Below are 24,113 nucleotides of genomic sequence, written 5' to 3'. Positions count from 1 at the left end.
CGCCTTTCTTATCTGTTCTTAATTATATAGCTTTTTAACGAGCCCCAGTTAAGATAAATATGCAGCAGCGCAGCAACCGCCATCAGCATAGCACCATATTCATGGGTTCTTTTCATCACCAGCCCGAAACTGATAGCCCGCACAGCTTCAGCAGCAACATCCGGTCGGGGAGCGTGTGGCATAAAAAATATTATGAACCCCGTCACAGCCGACACAATAAACAGCACAAAAGTAATAATCGAAACGGTATTTCTATATTTTCGCATTTTTTCCTCCTCAAAGGATAATGCAAAAGAAATGCCACTTCATTTTGTCAACATATTTGTTATATATAAGCTAATTACAAGAAGATAGGCACGCAAATATTTCACATATGAGAGAAAAATCTGCACACCTTTTATTTCTTTTTACCAAGCTCTCTGGATTTCTCAGTCGCTGCTTCAACTGCGTTCATCACAGTGGCGCGCATCCCGCCCTTTTCAAGCTCATGGATACCGCAAATTGTCGTTCCGCCGGGTGAGGTCACGCTGTCTTTCAGCTCGCCTGGGTGTTTTTTAGTCTCAAGCACCATTTTGGCCGCCCCCATAACGGTTTGCGCGGCAAGAAGGGTTGCGTCCGCACGCATAAGCCCCATTTTAACCCCTGCATCACTAAGCGCCTCTATGAACTGATAAACGTATGCGGGACCGCTGCCTGAAAGCCCTGTTACAGCATCCATCTTAGATTCGTCAACGATGATGCAGCTTCCCACGGCATCGAATATTGATTTCACCGTCGCAAGATCTTCATCTGATGCCGCTTTTCCGCCGCAAACAGCCGCAGCGCCGCTGAGAACCAGCGCTGGCGTATTGGGCATAACGCGTACAATGCGCGTATCCTCCCCAAGAACGCTTTCGATATATTCAGTGGTCACTCCTGCGGCTATGGACACGATGAGCTTTTCCCGCACTCTGCCCTTGAGCTGGCGCAGAACAACGGAGATTATCTGAGGTTTTACAGCCAGAACCAGTATTTCAGCAAAATCCGCCACTTTCTTATTATCTTTCGTAACGCCTTCAATCCCGTAAACAGTACGGATTACTTCGAGTCTCTCTACGCTGGAATCGCTGACGGCGAGTTCAGTTTTCAGTTCGGATGCGAGAAGCCCTTTTATAGTTGCTTCCGCCATGTTTCCGGCTCCGATAAAGCCTATTTTCAGACTTTCCGTCATTTTTCGCTCCTGTCTTTAAGCCAAACGGCGATATTTGCAAACATCTCATCTCTATGCTGATTCAGGTGGGATGTCAAGATATGAGTTTGCCCGTCTTTATTCGGAAACTCAACATACAATTTATCTTTCGAGCCGACGCCGGAAAAGAAATTTTTCGTCGCCTTTGCGCTCACAATCATGTCACCGGGAAACTGAAAACCCAGAAGCGGCATAGAAAAATGCTGCGTAACATTTTCAATGTATCTGGTGAACCGATAAAGTTCTGCCACCCCTTTCATAGGCCATGTGTGGTAAAAAATATCCGAATACTGCATATCAAACCCTATCTTAGGCATATAAGGCATCACCATGCTGACAACAGGAGTAATGGATGCCAGAGGAGCCTTTATCCTTATGCAGGGTGCCATCAGCACAGCACCGTCTAGTCCGTTCAGGTGCACGGTCATAAGAGATATCAGACCACCCATGGACGAACCTGCGGCAAAAACCTTTCTACAGTTGCGTTTCAGAGTAAACAGCCCGTATTTGACTGAATCGTACCAGTCGTCGTAGCCTGTCATATTCAGATAATGATAATCCGATGCGTGTCCGGCAAGACGGACGTTGTAAACGCTGAACCCTTGCAATGCAAGATAGTCGGCAAGCGGCTGCATCTCAAGAGGGCTGGACGTAAAGCCGTGCACCAGCAGAACGCCTATGTCTCCTCGTTTTTCAAAATGCGGGTAATTTGCTTTCAGTGCAACATTTTCCGATTCCGCGCGTTTAAAGTCCAGATCGTGCAGTTCAATATCTTCGACATCGGACAGATCTTTGAAAGGTTTCAGTTCAGTCATCAGTAAATACATCCCTCCATGTCGCTGTGGAGCCTGTCATAAAACTCCCTGCGGCATTGATCGTAACGGGGTGCGAAATGGAAAAAACGTACCTTTTCCGCGCCGCTCTCCCTGAAAATCCTCTTTGAAAGGGTCATAGTAAGGTGTTTTTTTATGTCCGCGTGCTCGAAATCCTCTTCCAGAAACACGCACTCAATAAGCAGAACGGACGTGTCTTTCGCCAGCGCCACAGCCTTTTCAAAATTCTCACTGCTGGGCGCGATGTCTGTTATAAAAGTGACAGATTTCGGCTTAACATGTTCGATAAACCTTTCCGCTGCCTCGCGTATAGTCATTTTTACGAGCCCGGAAGAGCTTTCCGCCTCTATATCTCCGTCAAGCTCACCGGAAAGTATCCTGCGTTTCAGCTCTCCTATCCATTTTCCGGGGAGGAATCCGTTTTCCAGAGCATCTTTTTTAACGGCAACCATCTCACGTTCGGAAACCCTGTAGCCCACAGACGGTACCCTGTGATCGAAAATATCAAAATCCAGTCTGAAACCATCGCCAAGAATTAAGTCTTCGTGCTTTATGGAGCCTCTTACCATTTCAAAACCGTCCGCGGCGGAAAAAACTGCAGTATCATACTCTTTTTTACCGGAATTAAGCTCAATAACCTCATAACTTACCGGATAACTTTTTATCAGATTCCATGTATAAGCGTCAATCTTGCCGCGCACGTTCTTAATGATGCCCTGCGGTCCGAAAACACGGAACCGTTTCCCAGAAAGAAGCGTCCCGCGCAGTATCCTGTCGAATCCGTAGAAATGGTCTATGTGTGTGTGACTTATAAATATTTCAGATATGGAAAGCACTTCTGAATTGGTCAGACCGCCAAGCCTGCCGCAGTCGAAAAGAAATCCTTCAGTTTTGTATACGTTGCGCACAAAGAACGCCGTATCCTCGAATGGCGAATTAACCTGCTTGATGTCAAAATTATGCTTCATTAATCAGAAATCCCAGTATTTTCATGGCGTTGTCTTCCGCTCTTCCTGTTGTTTCAACTTCGAAATCCGCGCCTATGTCCTGCGCGGTCTTCTTCTGACTTTCATATATCTCGATGCGCCCGTCGGTGACGCATATTTTATTTTTTCGTTTCTCAAGCCTTGCCATTATCTCCTCTTCGGAGGCGAAAAAACGCACTTTTAAGAACTTTCCTTTATATGAAACGTTCACCCTGCCTAGATACTCAGTTTTGCTGAAACTGCCGTCAATGACGCTCATGCGCCCCAGCTTTCTGTTGGTCTCAGCCATCATTCCAAGCTCTTCGTAAAGTTTCAGCGAGTTTTCTTTTGAATAGATATCAACGCCGAAATCAACGTGCACTTTACTTTCAGGGTCAATACCGTGCATTACTTTCCGCACCACGTCTGTATTGATGTGCCTGACAGGAAAAACTTCACTGAACATCTTGGCATTCCTTGTTTTACCGGAAGCCATAAGTCCATAAAAAATAAGGCTTTTTGTTTCGAACATATTTGCCGCATAGAGCGCCGCCATATTCATCAGCTTTGCAACGTCGTCCCTGTTCTTTTTATAGTGCTCCCAGCTTTCATCCTTTGAACCAAGCAGGAAACACGTCACTTTTGCGCGGACGTATGCCCTGTAGCAGCGGTAGAAGTTGAGCAGTTTTTTCGAATCCTCATCATCATATACCCTGAAAAAGCCCTCCAGAAGCCCGTCAGAAAATTCTGTCTTCCCCATCTGGTCAACTTCCATGCTGAGGAATGCGATTTCCGACATAACATCGTTAAACCTGAACCTCTGGTTGAACTCAATACAGTCGATAAGACCGAAATCGTCACCGTCCATATAGATATGTTCAAGGCGCAGATCGCCGTGTCCGTCAACTACGTAGCCGTCTTTCAGCCTGCGCTCGAACATCTCTTTATTCTCATCCAGAAATTTTATGGTCTGTTTTTTTATGAAATCGAACTGTGCAGCGTCAATCAGCCCGCCCTTATATCCTTCGGTCTGTGAAAAATTCTCCTCGCAGTTGAAACGCACGATATCGTAGCTTCCGTTCGCCTCCGCAGCATAGGGATCTGTTTTGATATTTTTAAAGAGTTTCGCGACGTTCTCCCCTATCCTTACCGCATCCTCCGCAGCAACCTCGCCGCTTGCCACCTTTGCGGACAGGAACGCGTCGTCCTTGATACGTTTCATTTTAACACAGTAGTCAATAGTGAGGAGCGAACTGTCATATTTCACAAGGTCAAATGATTTTTCTTTGCGAACGATTTTCAGCACATCCAGATAGATATCCTTACAAAAGCGCTCGTTGAGTTCTTTTTCCAGTATACACATGGCCTTACGTTTCTTTTTGGAGCTGAAATCAAGGAATCCGAAATCCACCGATTTTTTTACTTTATAGACATAATCGTCTTTCAGAAACACATATGAAATATGCGTTTCCGCGATTCTGTCGGGTTTGATAAGCTCTTTCATAATGGTTACGACCGGAGTTTCGGTGATTTCCATCTATTTCCCCCTGTATGATTTCAGTTTTATTATTTCTTTTTTATAATCCGTTTCAACTGGCGTTTCAAGTATGCCAAGAACGTTTTCAAATCTCTTATCGTTAACAGCTTTCCTGAAAAATTCTTCGCCTATTTCACCTTCCGCTATCAGCTCGTGCCTGTCCAGTCTCGAACCAAGCGGCTTTTTGCTGTCGTTAAGATGAAACACCTTTATCTTATCCCCGAAAATACGGAAAAATTCATCAAAAACTTCATCGTATGCCCCGACTATATCATATCCCGCCGCAAAAATGTGGCATGAATCAAGACATACGCCTATTTTGTCGCCGTTTCTGCATTTTTCGATTATGCGGGCTATCTCATCAACCCTGTGACCGAGACATGTTCCCATACCAGAAGTGGTTTCCAGCAGCGTCATAGCGGAAAATCCGCCATCATCATAAGCTCTGTCCAGAAACTCAGCGACGCTTTCGATGCCGGCTTCCACGCCCGCTTTCATGTGCGCGCCCGGATGTATAACGTGAAAAGGCACGGTGAGCCTGTCACAGCGCAAAAGCTCATCCTTAAAAGATATCAGAGACCTATCAGCAGTTTCAGGATTAACAGCGGAGGGATTTATGAGATATGAAGCGTGAGAACAAACCCTGAGTCCGCTTCTGACAAGTGCGGATGCGAAAGCAAGAGCATCGTCTTCGGAAAGCGGCTTGCCCTCCCATCTGTTCTTGTTTTTCACAAAAATCTGAAGGCACTCACAGCCGTCTGCAAGTGCCCTCTCAATACTTTTATCTATTGAACCCGTTATAGATTTATGCGCACCTATGAGCATCGTCTATTTGAGTTCGCCCCTCTGATATTTCAGATAGGTTTCAACTTCATATTTAGAGCCGATGATAAGCGGTTCTTTCTGGTGGAGAGTATCAGGAACTATATCCAGAATGTCCTGAGCACCGTTGGTTGCTCTTCCGCCAGCGTTCTCTATGATATATGCAAGAGGTGCGCACTCATAGAGCAGACGCAGTTTGCCGCGTTTGTTCTTCTCGTCGCCGGGATAGAGGAAAACGCCGCCTTTAAGCAGGTTTCTGTGGAAATCCGCCACCAGCGATCCTATGTATCTAGCAGTGTAAGTTCTTTCAGTGTTGTTTTTTATATGTTCAACAAACTTTCTCGTGGGCTCGTCCCAGTGGTGATAGTTAGCCTCATTAATGCTGTAAATCTTTCCACATTCAGGAATTTTCATATTCGGGTGGCTGAGGATATATTCACCGATGCTTGGGTCGAGTGTAAAGCCGTGTACTCCGTTCCCTGCGGAATACACCATCATCGTGGAGGAGCCGTATATAACGTATCCAGCCGCAACCATCTTGCGTCCGGGCTGCATAAAGTCTTTACAGCAAGGAGTTCCTGTATCGCCATCCTGTCTTTTATAGATGCCGAAGATTGTTCCGATGCTGATATTCACGTCAATGTTGCTTGAACCGTCGAGCGGGTCGAAAACCGCAAGATATTTCCCTTTCGGATATTCTTTGGGAACCTGAATGACCTCGTCGTTCTCTTCGGAAGCCATGGCGCAGAGTTTTCCGAGGTGATCCATTGCCTCAATCATTTTTTTGTCGGCGTAAACGTCCAGCTTCTGCTGTTCTTCTCCGTGGACGTTAACAGATTGAGCTTTTCCGATGATATTAACTATACCCGCTTTATTTACTTCGCGGCTGATGATTTTGGAAGCGAAAGCAATCGATTCGATGAGCATGGTAAAGTCGCCCGTAGCTTCGGGAAATGCCCTCTGCTCCTCAATGAGGAATCTGTTAAGATTCGTAACACCCTTTTCCATAATAACCTCTTATATTTTGTATACCTTTGATTTGTGTTATATGTGAAGCACTTATTAAGTGTAGCCATTCGTTTGAAAAATGTAAAGAAAATAACATATATTAATTTTCCCTATAGACTGTTTTTTACACTTTTATATAATGTCCATAATGGTTTTCAGGCTTTTCAGGGGTTTTTCAAACACATGAGCGGCATATGCGCCGAGGGCGGAAAGCACCTGAATCTCCTGTTTCCTGTTGATTGTAAGAGCTTTATAAAGAGGGGCGTTGCCGAAACAACGGATTATATATGCCGATTCCCTGTCGCAGAAGCTGTCTATATCAAGCTCTTTTGCACATGTGGGGCAGTACATTCCGTTTGAAGCAACGGTGAAAATATCTTCGTCGGATGAGCAGTTGGCACAGTTTTCAGTGTCGTACATCAAACCGGCGCGTCTCAGCATGAAATATATCATATAAGGCGTTATTTTTCTGTAGTTTACGTCGTCTATTTTAAGTATAAGTTCAAATAACCGTTCGTCCGCCATATCTATCTGATAAAGCCCGTCCAATATTTCGAACACAAGGTGCAGACGAAGAATAATTTCATGATTATTCAGATACTTATAAAAAGCCGTATCCGGTTCGAAGGCGTAAAATCTGGAGAGGTCGCTGTCCTTTCTGCCGATATCAAGCAGACCTGGAATGAAGGTCATCACCCCGCCCTTTTTGGTGTACGCTTTGGGCACAAACAGTTTCACCTTGCCGAATTCTTTCGAAAAAGCCATGGCAATGGCGGAACTGTCGGAATACTTCACTAGGCGGTATATTATTGCTCCGGTCTTCTCTCTGCTCATGCAGATACATTACTCCAAAACGGCAGAAAGCAAAGAGCTATTTTCAGTCTACAACCATCTTTTCTTGCGGAAAATAAGCACAGGCAGGATCGCCGAAACTATCATGAACACCCATGCAAATCCGTATCCGTATTTAAGCCCAAGTTCCGGAAAATGCTTGAAGTTCATACCGTAAATACTTGCAACAAGCGTAGGCGGCAGGAATATGACGTTCACTACGGTAAATATTTTAATTACCTTGTTCTGCTCAATGTTTACGAAACCGAGAACGATGTTCTGGATATAGTCCATACGGTCGAAGTTATATTTCGCATAATCTATCAGCGAGTTAACGTCTTTAATCATGATGCGGAAATTGTTTTTGATTATTTCAGCAAGTTTATGCGATTTCAGCAGTGCGGAAATGATGCGCTGCTTATCAATAAGACTATCTCTGATGTTGGTGTTAAGGTTTTCGTAATGATAGATATAATCCAGTATATCTTCGTTGTCAATGTCGTTTGCTGACAGCTTTTTACGCAGACCGGATATGTTGCGGGACAAACCTTCGATAATGTCGGCATCAAGGTCGATGCGCGTTTCAAAAATATAGCTCAGGATGTATGAGCCGTCACGGAAAATGCTTGGGCTTGAAACCAGTTTCTTAACGCACTCGTTGAATACTTTCAGTTCCCTGTATCTCATCGTCACAAGCAGGTTGTTCTGAAGGATGAACGTGACAGTCTCATTGTAAACCGCTTCGCCGTCAACAATGAGGAAATAGCTGTTAATTGTTATATCTTTATCGGATTCCCAGAAACGCGAGCTTATCTCAATCTCTTCCGTTTCCTGTTTTGATGGGAACTCAATTTCAAATTCTTTCGCGACGGTGCTTATATCTTCGCCGGATGGATTTATCATATCCACCCAGAGAACGTCGCTCTCAATGTCGTCGATATTTGCAAGATATTCTTCAAGCTCAAAAATTTTCAGGCGTGAGTTAATGTTGGTGTAAATTTTGACCATGGCAATTCTCCTTTCATAGCGCTGATAAACAATGTGTTTTTAACGGTTTAAACCGTTCAGCGCGATCGGGAATCGCAAGAAGTTTCCATCTCCGTGAAATACTGGCGCTGTATGCGCATCTGGGGATGCTTAACGGCGCTGATACCAATATGTCTGTTCTTCGTTTTCACAGAGATTCCTGTCATTTCAATAAAGCCCCTGTAGTTTCAGATACTCGTCTTTGGTCTGCCAGCCTTCAATGACTTTAACATACAAATCCAAATAAATCTTTACACCGAAGAAATTTGACAAAGATATGCGCGCCGCGGTGCTGATTTCTTTAAGTTCACGCGCGCCTTTGCCTATAACTATTCCCTTCTGTGATTCTCGGTTAACGATTATCGATGCTGCAATATACATCAAATCGTCGTTCCTGTCTTCAATTTTTTCTGTTTCAACAATTATTTGATATGGAATCTCATCTTTCAGCCTGCGAAAAACCTGTTCCCTGATAAACTCGGACACCAGAAGTTTTTCAGGCTGAGTGGTTATTTCGTCATCGATGAAAAGCGGTTCACCTTCGGGCAGTTCCTCAACGGTAAGCTCAATGAGCTTATCCACGTTGGTACCTTTAAGAGCGGAAACGGGCAGAACGTGTTTGAACTGCAGTTTCGGGAAGAACTTGTTGGCGGCTTCATATACCAGTTCACGTTTAAAGTTGTCAACCTTATTTACCACAAGGAACTTAACGGCTTCGGTCTTTTCCAGAACTTTAAGAAGACTTTCAAGCTCCGGTCCCATAAATTCATCCGGCTGCACGAGCATGTAAATCACATGAGCGTTATCCAGACTGTCTTTAGCCTGCTGCACCATCATCTTGTTTATGGTGTCCTTGGCGTTGTGATATCCCGGTGTATCTATGTAGATAATCTGGGAATCCTCGTTTGTGAGGATCCCCTGAATATTTGTTCTTGTTGTCTGCGGCTTCGCAGATGTAATGGCAATCTTTTCACCAAGAATGGCGTTAAGAAGTGTTGATTTGCCCACGTTCGGGCGTCCTACTATTGCTACAAAACCTGTTTTATGCTGTTTTTTCATATTCGGCGGAGTTCTCCTCATCATCTTCAGGCTCTCTGTGTAGCCTTGTTAACTCCACCTTGTCAAGTCTTCTTTCATGTTTATTCAATATTTTAAACGAATAGCCGTCAAATTTATAGACTTCGCCGACCTCCGGAATCTTGCCCGCTATGTCGAAAACAAGCCCTCCAAGGGTTTCGTACTCGTCCATCTCGTGAGTCTTGTCCACTCCGAACTTGTCGCAGAAATCGTCGATATCCATACGCACATCAACGATATAGGTATCATCGGATGTCTGAACCACTTCGTGTTCTTCAGTGTCATACTCGTCCCATATTTCGCCGACAATTTCCTCAAGGATATCCTCAAGGGTGACAATACCGGCAACGCCGCCGTATTCGTCAATAACCACCGCCATATGGTTGCGGCTTTTCTGAAACTCACCCATCATAGAGTCTATCTTTTTGGTCTCAGGCACGAAGAAGGGCTTTCTGATAACCTTTCTGAGGTCGAAATTGACCCCGTCCTCTTTAACGAATTTCAGCAGGTCTTTAACGTAAAGGATACCGACTATCTTGTCTATGCTGTCTTCATAAACGGGTATCCGCGAAAATTCGGAAGCAAGTATCCTGTCCAGATACTCTTCGGCAGGAGTATTTATGTCAACAGCAACCATATCCGTTCTGGGCACCATGACCTCTTTTACATATATCTCACTGATGTCGAAGATATTCTGGAGCATCTTAGTTTTATTGCCTTCAAGCATCCCCTCTTTTCCGCTTTCAGAGATGTAAAATTCAAGCTCGTCCTCGGTTATCTTATGCCTTGATTTCTCAAAGTTTCCGCCCGAAAGCACGATTATCCATTTTACGAGTTTATTTATCCCGTAAGAAAAGGGGTAGAACAGAATAAACGGAATTTTTATAAGTTTGACAACACGCAGCGCTATTTTATCGGCATTGTGTTTCGCATAGGTTTTAGGTGTGATTTCACCGAAAATAAGAATAACAATGGTCATAACACCTGTAACCAGTGCTATGTTTGAGTTTCCGGCAACCTTTGCGGTGAAGTCCGTCGCCAGAACAGACGCAAGAATGTTGACAATGTTGTTTCCTATCAATGTGGTGTTAAGCACTTTGTTAGGGTGCTCAAGCCAGAGTTTAAGCGGCTTATTTTTTGGATTTTCATCAATCAAACGGCGCACACGTATCTCGCTGAGCGATGTCAGAGCAGTTTCACTTCCCGAAAAGAATGATGAAAGAACGACGCAGACGATAATCGTAAGCAACTCAAGAATTAAAGAATCACTCACTTACGTCTCCTTTAAAACGATAACACGAACTGTCCGAGTCCATTGAAGGGTTTTTTACCTCATAAAAAATATTAATTTCGGCAGGAAAAAATCCAGTGCCGATTAGCTCTAAATAACATAACGAAGAAACTTTATCAAGCTACTTTCCCTGATTTGACAAGTTTCAGTAATATTTCCTCCTGAAGAGTGAACATTTCCTCCTCTTCCTCCTGCCCAAGCTCATGGTCAAACCCCATAAGGTGCAGAAGTCCGTGTATAAAAAGGAAACTCACCTCGCGCTCAAGTGCAATATCAGCCTCTGCCGCCTGCTTCTTCGCGGTATCAAGAGAAATAACGATATCGCCGAGCATCCCGCCCTCGCCATAAGGATCGTCGGACATCGGAAACGACAGCACATCCGTTGCATAATCCTTCTCGCGGTATTCTTTGTTAAGTTCCTGAATCTGGGCATCATCGCATATAAGCAGCGAAACCTCGCACTCGTCAAACTCCACCTCAAGCTCTTCAAAAACAGCGTCAGCCGCCTGTCTGAAAAGCTCCTCAGCAAGTCCGCTCTCAACCTCATCCGTTATAAGTATTTCCGCTTTCAATGTGTATCTCCGTGATATTTATCGTATGCCTGAACAATCTTCTGCACAAGGGTATTGCGCACAACGTCCTTTTCCGTGAACTGTATGAACTTTATGCCATTGATATCTTTAAGTATCTTTCTGGCCTGTATCAGACCGCTGTTTCTGGAGGTCGGCAGGTCTATCTGGGTTATGTCTCCGGTAACAACAACTTTTGACTGGAAGCCCATCCGCGTCAGAAACATCTTCATCTGCTCCTCCGTGGTGTTCTGCGCCTCGTCAAGAATAATAAAAGCATCGTTCAGAGTCCTTCCGCGCATGAAAGCCAGCGGCGCAACCTCGATTATGCCGTCTTCAATCAGAGCGTTCACTCTGCCGTAGTCCATCATGCTGTACATCGCATCGTACAGAGGGCGCAGATAAGGGTTTATCTTGTCGCTTATGTCTCCTGGGAGAAATCCGAGGTTCTCACCCGCCTCAACAGCGGGGCGTGTCAGAATTATCTTACCGCATTTCTTACGCAGAAAATAGTAAACACCCATCGCCATGGCAAGATAAGTTTTGCCTGTTCCCGCCGGACCTATGCCGAAAACCATGTCGTTGTTGCGGATGGCGTTGACGTAATCCCTCTGTAATGCGGATTTCGGCGCAACTTTTTTAACGCGCCCCGCAACAGGTATGCCATCCTTCATGATATCGTATGCGTCCTCTGTGTTGTCTGCAATCATGCGGATTATGTCTGCGGTCTTGGATGTGTCAAGGTCGTCTTCGGAAGCTATCTTAACCATTTCCTCAAGCACTTTGACAGCCATACGGACATCCTCCGCCTTGCCTTCAATGGTGAATACGCCGCCAAGAACGCTTGTGCTGACTGAAAATTCAGAATTTATCATCCTCAGATGTGTGTCTTTATGTCCGAGGATGGACGGAACGAGTATTTTTGCAACCTCAACGGTTTTTTTTATCATTTTTCACCATTTCCTGCACAAATCTTATCTGGCTCTCCCTGTCGGTGCATTTTTTATCTATTTTCGCATCTTTAAGCGCCGAAAGCAGGTTGGAATACTCAGTTCTCGGCTCAATTTTCATCTCAAGCAGGTCGTTTCCGGTGATATCCGGCTTAACATACCTGAAAACAGTAAAATATTCTTTGACCTGCCGTTCGAAATCCTCTCCTGCAAGAGCGGAAACCGCTATAGCACATGGAATATCCATCATATTCATCCTTCTGGTAAACACCGAATCCGGCATCTTTTTCGATCGTCTGAGCCATGCAGAGGTATCCTTAACCATTTTGAAACATTCCGCGTGCTGATTTGTTTTGTGCTCATCCAGACTGAAACGCCTCAGCACATCCTTGACCGCCTGTCTCTCCATATCGCTGAAAAGCACTGCCATCCGCGCAAGATACGCCTCCGGTTCCTCGTCGAACTGGAACCCGTACCAATCCAGAATAGTGTCCAGATCATCAAAAAGCGCCTCTTTCCGCTCGTCCACACGCAGCGTAGGATGAAAGAATCTCAGCAGGTCATATTTACGCATCATCCTTAATGCCTTGCGGTAGTTCTTCTCGCTCAGGATATACTTCAGTTCCAGAAACATCCGCTGTCCCTGAACGCGCTCGAACAGGTCAAGGTTAACAGCGTGGCGGAAAAGTCTGTCAGTGTGAGGTCCTATCATGAAATCGAACCGCACGGCGAACCGAACGGCGCGCAGTGCACGGGACGGGTCGTCAACGAAACTAAGCGAATGAAGAACCCGTATCTTTTTATCCTGCAAGTCCCTCTGTCCGCCGAAAAAGTCCAGCAGAACGCCGAACTCTTTCCTGTTCAGCTTAACAGCCATTGCGTTTATGGAAAAATCCCTTCGGAAAAGGTCATTCTTTATAGAAGCGTCCTCCACTGTGGGAGCGGAGGCAGGAAAATTATAGTATTCGGTGCGGCTGGTGGCAAAATCCACACGAAAACCATCGGGAAAAATCACCACGGCAGTTTTAAATTTCGCATGTATGGCAGCCCGCGCACCCATCCTGTCGGCAAAAACCTTCGCGAAATCAGGGGCGCTGCCCTCAACGACTATGTCGATATCCTCGTTTGTCTTCCTCAGCAGAATATCCCGCACCACGCCGCCAACCAGATAACACTTGTACCCAAGCTCATCCGCCATAGCGCCAACGTCTTTGAGTGTGCCGAAAACACGCTCCGGCAGAATGTTCTCCATCTGCCCAGCGATGTTCTTGCTTCTGCCGTTCTCGCCCTTCATCAGCCTTCCGTCGCTGAAACGGGGCATTCTGGCTATTTCGTCGTGAATCAGCCTAAGAAGATCCGTGCGGGTGATTACCCCCATAAGTCTGCCATCCTCTTCAACAATAACCATCTTATGGTTACCGGCAAGCATGGTCTCCTCTATGGTGTAATACGGCATATCCGGCGGTATTTTCGTGAACTCCACCTGCATGATGGAGCTTACAGGCTCACTGTTAAGTCCGTGTTTCAAACCCTGCAGGATATCCCTTCTGGAGACGATACCCACAGGTACGTCGCCCTGCACGACAGGCATGTTGTTCAGGTTGTGCTTCATGAAAATATCTATCGCCGCATCGAAAGTCACATTTGCTGCAAGGGTTTTCACAGGCGATGTCATGATGTCCCGCGCCTTTTTGACAGGCTTCACCGATTCACCAAGAATCATATCCAGTTTAGCCACACACTCGTGGAGCATCTGGTCTTTTATTACGGCGCTCGCCGCCGTATAGTGCCCGCCGCCTCCGAAAGCCGCGGCTATCTCCGCCGCGTCAACATCGTCGGTGCGGCTCCTGCCCACAAGAACGATCCTGTCGCCAGTCCGCACAAGAATGAACAAAGCGTCCAGAGATTCTATATCCATTATCTTATGAGCAAGATGAGATATATCTTCTATATATTTGTCGTTACTTGCATTTGATACACCGACTCTCACAGACCCTATGGCGTGCACATTCATATTGGTCAAAAGTTCGTTAAGTATGAAAACGTGTTCTCTACTGAGTTCCCGTTTGACATATTCCCCCACCTCGTGCAGGTTCGCCCCGAAAGAAAGAAGCCAAGCGGCAGCCTCCATATCCTTAACGGTAGTGCTTGTGAAGGTAAGCATACCAGTGTCCTCGTAGATGCCCGTCATAATAAGGGTAGCCTCTTCCGGCGTAAGGGTAAGCCCCGATTCTTTCATCTTCTGCACTATAACGGCAGAGCAGGATCCGGTCTCCTCGACGTACATCTCATCCGCCTCAATGTCCTGCCCGTGTGCCGGATGATGGTCGAAAACTATAACCTTTTTAGCTTTTGCCACAAGGCTTTCCAACGGTTCAAGCCTGCCCGCCAGCTTGCAGTCGGTTATAACCAGCAGATCAAGAGATTCTATATCTTCAATATCCTTCTCTTTCAGATGGACTATCGGGAGCGGTTTTTCAAGTGTCGAAACGTATTCGTTAACTGCGGATTCGTATGAAGTGGCTGTGACCACGGCATCTAATCCGTAAAGTCTGTACGCAGCGTAAGCACTTGCCATGGCATCGAAATCAGGATTTTTATGAGTAACTGCTATTCTTTTCATCTTTTAAATCTCGGATGGCAGTTCAGAAGCACGTTTCTGGAAGTGTCATCAGTGACATGCGTATAGCGTTGGGTGGTGGAAAGGTCTGAGTGACCGAGAAAAATCTGTATTGTTCGCAAATCTGCGCCGTTTGTCAGCAGGTGAGTAGCGAACGAGTGACGCAGGGTATGCGGCGATATATTTTTATTGATTCCGGCTTTTTCGGCATATTTTTTCACAAGCATGAATACAAGCTCCCTGTCTAGCTGTTTACCGTTTTTGCTGAGAAAAAGCCAGCCTTCATCACGCTCTTTAACAAAATAATCTTTACGGAAACCAAGATAATCCCTCATTTTCTCCGCCAGAGAGCTGTAAAGAGGAACAAAGCGCTGTTTGCCGCCCTTTCCTGTCACACGCATTATCTCGCGGTTCATGTCAAGTTCTGCAACTTTAAGCCCGGTAAGCTCGCTTATGCGCATACCGGTTGAATACAGAGTTTCAAAAATTATCCTGTCACGGAAACCAAATTTAGATGAAACATCAGGCGCATTGAGCAGCATCTCCACTTCATCAAAATTCAGAAATACGGGCAGTTTCTCCCACTTTGAAGGCTTGGACACAAATCCGCAGGGATTGGTCTTTATCATCCTCTCCTGAATCAGAAAATCATAGAAGGCTGAAATGCCGGATATCCTGCGCAGAACCGTCTCTATACTGTAGCCGTCTTTGCGCATTGCCGTCATAAAGGCAATTATCTCCTGAGCGGAACATTCGGCAAGATTTTTCATGATTGAAGATGCAAAGATGGAAACGTCGGATTCGTAAGCGGCAACGGTGTTATCGGCAAGCCCCTGCTCGTGCTTCATCCATGTTTTAAAATTGAAAATAAGTTTTCCGTTGTCCAAAATATCCCTTTTCGTGCTAACATAAGTCTGTAATATGTATACACCCTCATGGTACAGATTTCAATTTTTTAAGATTGCAGGTAAAAAATTGAAACAACCTCTGTTAAATTTTGGTTACATCAAAACATCACTATGAAACAACTTATCGCAAAACCATATAACAAGTATTATCACAATTATTATTGTATAGAAATACTATTAAAAAATCTTCCTATAAATTAAATCAAAACAAAGAATATCATCAGACAAAGGCTTTATTTAAAGGTCTATATCGATAGATAAATCAAATAACAAACACATATTATATTTTCATACTATTTTTTATTTCAATAACAGAACAGGAATATTATAAAATTGAATTGATTTTTTCGATTTAAATATAGCTAACTTTTCGTTTAATTTAATTTAACTTTTTTATGAAAAAAAGTAGTGCTGTCGATTTTGAGTTGACTAATAGTTTAACATACCCTATCCTGTAACAGAACATTAGTATGGAGGACTGTATATGAAGAACAGAAAAGCAATAACGAAGGAAGAAGTCCTTGACTATCACAAATTTCCAAGATGCGGAAAAATTGAGGTCGTCGCCACTAAACCCTGTTATACTCAGAGAGACCTTTCACTAGCATACACTCCGGGCGTTGCTCAGCCCTGTTTGGAAATAGAAGCCAACCCAGAACTGGTCTATGACTACACATCCAAAGGAAACCTTGTCGCCGTCGTTTCAAACGGCACGGCGGTTCTTGGTCTCGGCGACATAGGCGCCGCTGCCGGAAAACCTGTTATGGAGGGAAAAGGCGTTCTCTTCAAAAGGTTTGCCGATGTCGATGTTTTTGACATAGAACTTAACACCAAAAACCCCGACGACGTTATCAAAGCATGTGAGCTGATGGAACCGACCTTCGGCGGCATCAACCTTGAAGATATTAAAGCTCCGGACTGTTTTTATATTGAGGAGACCCTTAAAGAGCGACTCAACATACCCGTTTTCCACGATGACCAGCACGGGACAGCTATCATAGCCGTTGCCGCACTCATAAACGCTCTTGACCTTGTGGGCAAAAAGATAGGCACAGTAAAAATAGTTGTCAACGGAGCCGGAGCAGCGGGAATAGCCATCGGGAAACTGATGGTGCTCGTCGGTGCGACACGCGAAAATATCGTTATGTGCGACACTAAAGGTATTATATATAATGGACGCACCGAAGGCATGAACAAATATAAAGAGGAGTTCGCCGTCAACACTGACAAAAGGACACTCGAAGAGGCGATGGACGGAGCAGACGTTTTCCTCGGTCTCTCCCAGAAAGGTGCCGTGACACCTAACATGGTCAAAGGCATGGCTCGCAACCCCATCATCATGGCAATGGCAAACCCCGATCCTGAAATCACACCAGAAGAGGTCGCAGAGATACGCGGAGATGCTATCATGGCTACTGGTCGCTCTGATTATCCCAATCAGGTTAACAACGTTCTCGGATTCCCCTTCATTTTCAGAGGCGCGCTTGATGTCAGAGCAAAAGCAATCAATGAGGACATGAAGATGGCTGCTGTAAATGCTCTCGCCCAGCTTGCCAGACAGGAAGTTCCGGAATCGGTATGCAAGGCGTACGGCGTTGACAGAATTGAGTTCGGTCCTGACTATATAATCCCGAAACCTTTCGACCCCAGAGTGCTCACATGGGTTGCACCCGCGGTCGCTAAAGCTGCAATCGACACAGGCGTTGCACAGAAAGACATCCCCAGCTTTGAAAAATACAAGGATTATCTGGAATCAAGACTCTCTTTTGCAAAAGAGTTCACCAGACAGATAATAAGTGTTGCAAGACAAAAACCGAAAAGACTCGTACTGCCCGAAGGCGAACACGAAAAAGTTCTCCGCGCAGCACAGAAAATGGTTGAGGAAGGTATCGCAAGACCCGTACTGCTGGGAGAAGAAGAACATATCCGCGCTATTGCCGAAAGACACAACATCGACCTTACGGACTGCGAAATAATTAACCCCTCGCTCGCGCCCAATCTGGACAAGTACACTAAACTGCTTCACAACATGCGCCAGAGGAAGGGACTCACCATGGATGAGGCGCACAGACTCCTTGTGCGCATAAGCGATTATTACGCTGCTATGATGGTATATTGCGGGGACGCTGACTGTCTGCTCAACGGATATTCACGCAACTATCCCGATGCCATTAAGCCTCTGCTTGAGATAATGCCCATGCAGGAAGGCTATACAAGTCCTTCCGGCGCATATTTCATGGTTTTCAGAGACCGGGTTGTCCTCTGCGCCGACACAACTGTGAACATAGACCCCGACGCTGACGTTCTGGCACAGATAGCCATGCAGTCCGCGGACACATGCGCTAAGTTCGAAATAGAACCTAAAGTTGCCATGATATCTTTCACCAACTTCGGCTCTGTTAAAATGCCCAGAACAACAAAAATTGTCGATGCAATTAAAAAGGTTAAAGATAAATATCCCAAACTGATAATAGACGGAGACATGCAGGCGGACACAGCACTTTACAGACCCATTGCGGAAGAGGCATTCCCCTTCTCCGACATTAAAGGCGACGCAAGCGTGCTTGTTTTCCCCAACCTTGAGGCAGGGAACAGCGCGTACAAACTCCTCTGGAGACTGGGCGGCGGCATAGCGATAGGTCCCATACTGCAAGGTTTCCAAAGCTCCGTTCATGTTCTGCAAAGAGGTAGCGGAGTTAATGAGATAGTCAACCTCGGCGCAATCGCAGTTGTTGATGCAATAGAAAAGGCAAAACAGAAACATAAATAATATAATGTCCTCTGTATAAAGGGGAACATGCGTTTGCAAAACCATTATGCGGCATCATGCCGTACCTCTCTTATCGTGTGGGGCGGAACATCCGCCCCGTTTTTTTTCCCTTGCCGTAAAGTGGCGAAGTCTATATTCTGATTTCTAAATTATTGATGTCAGGAAGACCGATGCAAAATACACTCTCCGAACAGAAAAGTCTTTATCTGAAACAACATGAGAATAACCCTGTCAACTGGCAGGCATATTCCGATGAAGTGTTTGAAAAAGCAAAGCAGTTGAATATGCCCATTTTCTTCAGCATAGGATATTCTTCGTGCCACTGGTGCCATGTCATGGCGCATGAAACATTCGAAAATCAGGTTGCGGCGGAAATACTTAATAAATATTTTATCCCGGTGAAAATAGACCGCGAGGAGTTCCCTGGCGTTGACAAGCGCTATCAGTTTTATCTCCATGCAACCGGAAAACGGGGCGGATGGCCGCTTTCCGTTTTCACCCTGCCGGACGGACGCCCGTTCTTCGGCGGCACCTATTTCCCGCCTAAACCCACACACGGACTGCCCGCATTCACTGAAATAGTGGTTCAACTGGGCAAACTATACCGAGAAAACCAGAAAGAGGCAGAAAAATACGCCAATAATTTTGACGCCTTTATGCAGAAATTCACCTCTTTTGAGGGGTGCATGAACGACCTGCGTGATTTCGATTTTCACACGGCGTCCGAAGACTTTTCAAAAATGTTCGATGCAGAGTTCGGCGGACTGGGCAGAGATGCAAAATTCCCTAATATTCCAGTGCTTAACGCCATGCTGTACTATTATGACACCGACCTCTATGTGCGCGATTTCATGAATCTTACGGCAGATATGCTATGTACTTCAGGGATATACGACCATGTCAACGGCGGGTTTTACAGATACGCGGTGGACAGGCAATGGACAGTCCCCCACTTTGAAAAGATGCTTTATGACAACGCCCAGAACGCCGTATTCCTTTTACAGATGTATGAACGCACGGACAACATGCTCTATTTCCGCATAGCAGAAAAGACCATTGATTTCATACTCCATGAGTTTAATACTGATTTCGGACTTATCGCTGCTATGGATGCAGACAGCCTTTCCGACGACGGCAAGCTCGTTGAAGGTTATTACTATCTCTATACGGAAAATGCCATGGCACCTGTCAGAGAGCTTGTCTCGCTGCAAGAAGGCGTGGTGAACGTCAATGAAGCTGATTACGAAAACTACGTCCGTCTTGAGAAACATTTCGACCTGTTGAAAGATACAAACACACGGGAAAAACCAGCGAAGGATACAAAGATAATCCTTTCGCAAAATATGCTTTTCTGCAAAGCGCTTCTTAAAATGTTCGAGGTTTCTGGCAAAGAATATTATCTTGAACAGGCTTCAGCACTAATGAACAAGATGCGCCATTTCCACATGGAGGGCGGCACCCTTTTCCGCGTAAACTATGCCGGCGAAGTTATGGCTCATGTCACCCTTGAAGACTATGCGTACACTATCGACACGCTCCTTGAGTTCCTGCATGTTACAAAAGAGCGTAACTTCCTTACAGAAGCGGCAAAACTGACACAAAGAGCATTGGATATATTCACTAAGGACGGTCTTATATACCTTGATATCGACAAAACCGTCGCAGATACGTTCGACGATTCCATGCCCAACCCAATCGGAGTTTTTGCCGGGCTGCTGCTGAATTACGGCGAAGCTCTTGGTGTTGAAGATTACGGAAAAATAATGGATTACGCAGCTGACAGGCTTATCAAATATGCAAGCGGACACCCGACCCTGTTCTCTAATTTTATGAGGTATATCAACTAATGACTAAAGACGAAATTTTAACGATTCTGGAAGAAAAACGCTCGGAAGAGAACAAGGAGAGCATGGCAAAATTCGGCATCAACACAGCGAACGCCTGCGGTGTTACGACCGCCGACCTCAGAGAAATAGGCAAAAAACTGAGAAAAGACCACGCTCTTGCGCTTGAACTTTGGGAAACGGGTATTCATGAAGCGCGTATTCTTGCAACCATGGTTGCAGACAAAAACAGAATGGACGATGAACTGCTTGAAAAATGGGTTATGGAGATAAATTCATGGGATCTGTGCGACCAGTTCTGCACAAACCTTGCATACAAAACCGAAAGCGCCAAGATGAAGATATACGAATGGGCTGTTCAGAACGAAACATTCGTTAAACGGGCTGGTTTCGCCATGATAGCCAATATCGCGGCAAAAGACGAAACGCTCACCGCTGCGGAGATAGACAGCTATTGTACGCTGATACTGAACGAGTGCGACGACAGCCGCAACTATGTGCGAAAGGCTGTGAGCTGGGCGCTGCGCAATATCGGAAAACGCAATGAGGAGAACCGAAAACTGGCTGTAAAAGTTGCAAAAGTCATGCGAGACGGCGGATCAAAAACTGCAAAAACAACAGCAACAGAGGTATTGAACGAGCTTAACAGCAAAGAGGTGAAAACAAAATTCAGACCAAAAAAATAAAGTGCAAATCCTATTTTAAGTGGTAAACTTAATATTGAAGCATATGGAGCATCCTTTTGAGCTATAAGTATTTTACAAATGAACAATGTGAGTATTTCCCCTGCCATAAGATTGAACGGCAAAACTGTCTGTTCTGCTATTGCCCTCTTTATTTCTTTGGCGACTGCGGCGGCGACCCGCAATGGAAAGGTAACATTAAGGATTGCTCCGCCTGCACAAAAAATCATGATGAAAACAGTTATCAGTTTATTATGGAGCGTCTGGGCAAAGCCTTTGGAAATCTGAAAGAAAACGGCGAAATGCTCATGCTCGATAGAAAATCCAAATAAGCCTATTTAGATATTTTTTGTATCTTTTGTTGACAAGGGTCTCACACAAGATGTATTGTTTACCTGAGAGGTATACAATTGGATTCATTCATACTGCGTGAAGAAGACTATGCAATACGGATCATCGTGTTTCTGGCAACTGTCGGTAAACAGGTTAAAACAGACGACATCTGCCGCTCACTCTATCTTTCCCGCCCTATCGTTGTCAAAATAATCAACAAACTCAAAAACTGCGGTTTTATCGTGACCAAAACCGGAAAAGACGGCGGTTTGACCATCGGGGAAAAAACTCTCGAAGCCAGTATGTACGATATACTCGCCTGCATGGGATTCACCGGAAGGGTGAACTCCTGCACAACAAACAACGCTACCTGCCAGCTTTTCCCCATCTGCAAGATCAACAGACTTTTCAGCAATATCCAGAAAGACATAGAGGATAGGCTGAAAGAGGCCAAGATAAAAGAGTTTCTTTTTAATGGTAACGAACTGTTTTTAAAATCCAAATCAATGCAGGAGGTCTGAATGAACAACGAGTTTCATTACGACTACAAGACGGTACAGGGATTCGTTCTCTCCGCCATCTTTTGGGGTGTCATCGGGCTTGTGATGGGTCTTCTCATCTCTGCCCAGCTTTGGGATGCTAACCTTAACTTTGGTGAGTATTTCTCATATGGCAGGCTCAGAACCCTTCACGTCAACGTTCTGGCATACGGGCTCGGAATCGGCGCCGAATTCGGTATATTCTATTATATCGTCATGAGGCTGACCAAGAGACCGCTGGTTCTTCCGAAACTGGCGCGTTTCCACCTTTGGCTGTTCAATGTCGGCATGGTTCTTGCGACGCTCTCTCTCTTCGCAGGCATGAACCAGTCTCTTGAATATGCAGAGTTCGAGTGGCCAATCGACATCGCGATAGTTATCCTCTGGGTACTGTTTGCGATAAACGTTCTCGGCAACGTATTCACAAGAAAAGAGAAAAACATGTACGTTTCTCTCTGGTATGTAATTGCGACGATCATAACTGTTGCAATTCTGTACATCGTTAACAACCTTGCGATCCCCGCGTCGCTCACAAAGTCTTATCACCTTTTTGCAGGTGTAAACAGTGCGAACGTTGAGTGGTGGTACGGACACAACGCAGTGGGTTTCCTTTTCACAACTCCCATACTTGCAATGTTCTACTATTTCCTTCCCAAGTCTACCGGGCTGCCTATATACAGCCACAGACTGTCCATCATCTCTTTCTGGTCACTGATATTTGCATATCTCTGGACAGGGGCGCACCACCTTGTGTACACTCCCCTTCCCGACTGGATACAGACTCTGGGTATCGCATTCACACTGTTCCTCATCGCTCCCTCATGGGGTTCCGTTGTAAACGGCTACTTCACTGTGGACAGGGACTGGTCTAAGATGAGAACCAACTATCTGACAAAATTCTTCATAGTTGGAATCACCTTCTACGGTCTTCAGACAATTCAGGGTCCCTCTCAGGGTATAAGGGTGATAAGCTCCCTTATCCACTATACAGACTGGGTTCCCGGACACGTTCACATGGGAACAATGGGCTGGGTTACAATGGTTATCTGCGCATCAGTTTACTATATGATACCCGCTATGTATAAAACCGAAATATACAGCCAGAAACTTGCCAACATACACTTCTGGATAGTCCTTATCGGACAGCTTATGTTCTCCATCACTATGTGGATAACAGGTATCCAGCAAGGCGCTATGTGGAAGATGACAAACGCCGACGGCTCGCTCCAGTACACCTTTATGGAGACACTGGTCCGTAACTATCCCTACTGGCAGATGAGAACCGTTGCCGGTGTGATATTCGTTGTCGGTATGCTGTTCTTCGTATATAACGTGCTTATGACAATCAAAAAAGGCAACGACCTTGCCAAACAGGCAGCGTAGGGAGGCACACGATGAGCAATCACGAAAACTCACTTTACAGCAAAGCCGTCCTGTTCGCAGTTGTTGCTGCGGTAACAGTACTTATCGGTACAATTGTGACAGTGTTCGTTCCCATGTTCACAGCGGGAATGCACCCGAAAAACGAAAACCTTCAGCCTTTCACGGCTCTGCAGCTTGCAGGACGAGACATCTATCAGGCGGAAGGCTGCGTTAACTGCCACACACAGACAGTTCGTCCCCTTAAAGCGGATGTGCTGAGATACGGTGAATATTCAAAAGCAGGCGAATTTGCCTATGACAGACCCTTCCTTTGGGGTTCAAAACGTACAGGTCCCGACCTTGCGAGAATCGGCGGCAAATATCCCGACGAATGGCATATTCAGCACTTCGAGAACCCTCAGGCGTTCTTTCCTAAGTCGAACATGCCTAAATACACATGGCTGAAAAACAAGCCTGTCAACGCTCCCGAAACCCTTGCGCATATGAAAGCGCTCGGCTTCCCCTACACAGAAGAGGACGCCACTGCACTTGCATCCGCAACACAGCTTGACGCTCTTGTGGCATACATGCAGGTAATCGGTACTTCCGTTGCAAGAAAAGAGGCTATCGTTGTTGACGCTTCAATGATAGAAGCCGCAAACCCCCTTGCTGGAAAACCCGAAGCCATAGCGGAAGGTCAGGCTATATACAAAGCTGAATGTGCAGGCTGCCACGGTCAGAACGCTGAAGGCAACATCGGTGCATCCATCTCCGACTATGCCAAAGGCGAACCCGCTGACACAGACACCTACATAACCGTTGCAAACGGTCTTGAAGGCGCTATGCCCGCTTTTGCCGGACAGCTCAGCAAAGACAAAATATGGTCTGTTGTTTCTTATATCAACAGCCTTAAATAA

The 24,113-nt window shown here is 45.5% G+C and carries 23 protein-coding genes; 7 read left to right on the top strand and 16 right to left on the bottom strand.

Annotated features, from left to right (window positions below; translation table 11 throughout):
* Positions 1 to 8 precede the first annotated feature (8 nt).
* The 16 genes from Q7P67_RS03120 to xerA form a co-directional block, all read right to left on the bottom strand.
* A complete protein-coding gene (locus tag Q7P67_RS03120; RefSeq protein ID WP_303850428.1) occupies positions 9 to 266 on the bottom strand; it encodes a DUF4405 domain-containing protein in 258 nt (85 codons plus the stop codon).
* Positions 267 to 397: 131 nt separating this feature from the next.
* Entirely contained in the window at positions 398 to 1,210 is an 813-nt protein-coding gene (gene proC, locus Q7P67_RS03115; RefSeq protein ID WP_303850427.1) for a pyrroline-5-carboxylate reductase, read from the bottom strand.
* Positions 1,207 to 2,043 carry a carboxylesterase gene (locus tag Q7P67_RS03110; protein WP_303850426.1) on the bottom strand — a complete coding sequence of 279 codons (837 nt, stop codon included), beginning with the start codon at positions 2,041 to 2,043 and terminating at the stop codon, positions 1,207 to 1,209. Before Q7P67_RS03110 ends, proC begins: the two co-directional genes overlap by 4 nt.
* Positions 2,043 to 3,029: a ribonuclease Z gene (locus tag Q7P67_RS03105; protein ID WP_303850425.1), complete on the bottom strand. Its 987-nt coding sequence runs from the start codon at positions 3,027 to 3,029 to the stop codon at positions 2,043 to 2,045. Before Q7P67_RS03105 ends, Q7P67_RS03110 begins: the two co-directional genes overlap by 1 nt.
* On the bottom strand, positions 3,019 to 4,563 hold the full coding sequence (locus tag Q7P67_RS03100) for an AAA family ATPase (protein ID WP_303850424.1): 1,545 nt from the start codon (positions 4,561 to 4,563) through the stop codon (positions 3,019 to 3,021). The genes Q7P67_RS03105 and Q7P67_RS03100 overlap by 11 nt, the downstream gene beginning before the upstream one ends.
* Positions 4,564 to 5,388 (bottom strand): deoxyribonuclease IV, encoded by an 825-nt coding sequence (locus tag Q7P67_RS03095; RefSeq protein ID WP_303850423.1) that lies wholly within the window; start codon positions 5,386 to 5,388, stop codon positions 4,564 to 4,566.
* A 3-nt stretch (positions 5,389 to 5,391) separates the two neighbouring features.
* Positions 5,392 to 6,393: a class 1 fructose-bisphosphatase gene (gene fbp / locus Q7P67_RS03090; protein ID WP_303850422.1), complete on the bottom strand. Its 1,002-nt coding sequence runs from the start codon at positions 6,391 to 6,393 to the stop codon at positions 5,392 to 5,394.
* Between the two features lie 132 nt (positions 6,394 to 6,525).
* Positions 6,526 to 7,227, bottom strand: a complete 702-nt coding sequence (gene recO / locus Q7P67_RS03085; protein ID WP_303850421.1) for a DNA repair protein RecO — start codon at positions 7,225 to 7,227, stop codon at positions 6,526 to 6,528.
* Between the two features lie 48 nt (positions 7,228 to 7,275).
* Positions 7,276 to 8,232: a magnesium/cobalt transporter CorA gene (corA, locus tag Q7P67_RS03080; RefSeq protein WP_303850420.1), complete on the bottom strand. Its 957-nt coding sequence runs from the start codon at positions 8,230 to 8,232 to the stop codon at positions 7,276 to 7,278.
* A 56-nt stretch (positions 8,233 to 8,288) separates the two neighbouring features.
* Entirely contained in the window at positions 8,289 to 8,417 is a 129-nt protein-coding gene (locus tag Q7P67_RS03075) for a hypothetical protein (RefSeq protein ID WP_303850419.1), read from the bottom strand.
* A gap of 1 nt (position 8,418) precedes the next feature.
* Positions 8,419 to 9,309, bottom strand: a complete 891-nt coding sequence (era, locus tag Q7P67_RS03070) for a GTPase Era (RefSeq protein ID WP_303850418.1) — start codon at positions 9,307 to 9,309, stop codon at positions 8,419 to 8,421.
* On the bottom strand, positions 9,293 to 10,600 hold the full coding sequence (locus tag Q7P67_RS03065; RefSeq protein WP_303850417.1) for a hemolysin family protein: 1,308 nt from the start codon (positions 10,598 to 10,600) through the stop codon (positions 9,293 to 9,295). The genes era and Q7P67_RS03065 overlap by 17 nt, the downstream gene beginning before the upstream one ends.
* 134 nt (positions 10,601 to 10,734) lie before the next feature.
* Positions 10,735 to 11,190: an rRNA maturation RNase YbeY gene (ybeY, locus tag Q7P67_RS03060; RefSeq protein WP_303850416.1), complete on the bottom strand. Its 456-nt coding sequence runs from the start codon at positions 11,188 to 11,190 to the stop codon at positions 10,735 to 10,737.
* Positions 11,187 to 12,137 carry a PhoH family protein gene (locus Q7P67_RS03055; protein ID WP_303850415.1) on the bottom strand — a complete coding sequence of 317 codons (951 nt, stop codon included), beginning with the start codon at positions 12,135 to 12,137 and terminating at the stop codon, positions 11,187 to 11,189. The genes ybeY and Q7P67_RS03055 overlap by 4 nt, the downstream gene beginning before the upstream one ends.
* Complete coding sequence (locus Q7P67_RS03050) at positions 12,118 to 14,760, bottom strand: CBS domain-containing protein (protein ID WP_303850414.1); 2,643 nt, start codon at positions 14,758 to 14,760, stop codon at positions 12,118 to 12,120. The genes Q7P67_RS03055 and Q7P67_RS03050 overlap by 20 nt, the downstream gene beginning before the upstream one ends.
* Entirely contained in the window at positions 14,757 to 15,644 is an 888-nt protein-coding gene (gene xerA, locus Q7P67_RS03045; protein ID WP_303850413.1) for a site-specific tyrosine recombinase/integron integrase, read from the bottom strand. Before xerA ends, Q7P67_RS03050 begins: the two co-directional genes overlap by 4 nt.
* 505 nt (positions 15,645 to 16,149) lie before the next feature.
* Here xerA and Q7P67_RS03040 point away from each other — a divergent pair.
* From Q7P67_RS03040 to Q7P67_RS03010, 7 genes are all read left to right on the top strand, one after another.
* On the top strand, positions 16,150 to 18,435 hold the full coding sequence (locus Q7P67_RS03040) for an NADP-dependent malic enzyme (RefSeq protein WP_303850412.1): 2,286 nt from the start codon (positions 16,150 to 16,152) through the stop codon (positions 18,433 to 18,435).
* A 170-nt stretch (positions 18,436 to 18,605) separates the two neighbouring features.
* Positions 18,606 to 20,282: a thioredoxin domain-containing protein gene (locus Q7P67_RS03035; RefSeq protein ID WP_303850411.1), complete on the top strand. Its 1,677-nt coding sequence runs from the start codon at positions 18,606 to 18,608 to the stop codon at positions 20,280 to 20,282.
* Positions 20,282 to 20,965, top strand: a complete 684-nt coding sequence (locus tag Q7P67_RS03030) for a DNA alkylation repair protein (RefSeq protein ID WP_303850410.1) — start codon at positions 20,282 to 20,284, stop codon at positions 20,963 to 20,965. The genes Q7P67_RS03035 and Q7P67_RS03030 overlap by 1 nt, the downstream gene beginning before the upstream one ends.
* A gap of 56 nt (positions 20,966 to 21,021) precedes the next feature.
* Entirely contained in the window at positions 21,022 to 21,294 is a 273-nt protein-coding gene (locus Q7P67_RS03025) for a cysteine-rich small domain-containing protein (RefSeq protein ID WP_303850409.1), read from the top strand.
* A 78-nt stretch (positions 21,295 to 21,372) separates the two neighbouring features.
* The gene (locus Q7P67_RS03020; RefSeq protein ID WP_303850408.1) at positions 21,373 to 21,816 is read left to right on the top strand and encodes an Rrf2 family transcriptional regulator; all 444 of its coding nucleotides are present in this window, start codon (positions 21,373 to 21,375) and stop codon (positions 21,814 to 21,816) included.
* On the top strand, positions 21,817 to 23,217 hold the full coding sequence (locus tag Q7P67_RS03015; RefSeq protein ID WP_303850407.1) for a cbb3-type cytochrome c oxidase subunit I: 1,401 nt from the start codon (positions 21,817 to 21,819) through the stop codon (positions 23,215 to 23,217).
* Between the two features lie 11 nt (positions 23,218 to 23,228).
* Positions 23,229 to 24,113, top strand: a complete 885-nt coding sequence (locus Q7P67_RS03010) for a cbb3-type cytochrome c oxidase subunit II (RefSeq protein WP_303850406.1) — start codon at positions 23,229 to 23,231, stop codon at positions 24,111 to 24,113.

Source organism: Seleniivibrio woodruffii (assembly GCF_029267515.1).
Lineage (GTDB): Bacteria > Chrysiogenota > Deferribacteres > Deferribacterales > Geovibrionaceae > Seleniivibrio > Seleniivibrio woodruffii_A.
This window is presented reverse-complemented; position numbering and strand designations above follow the sequence as displayed.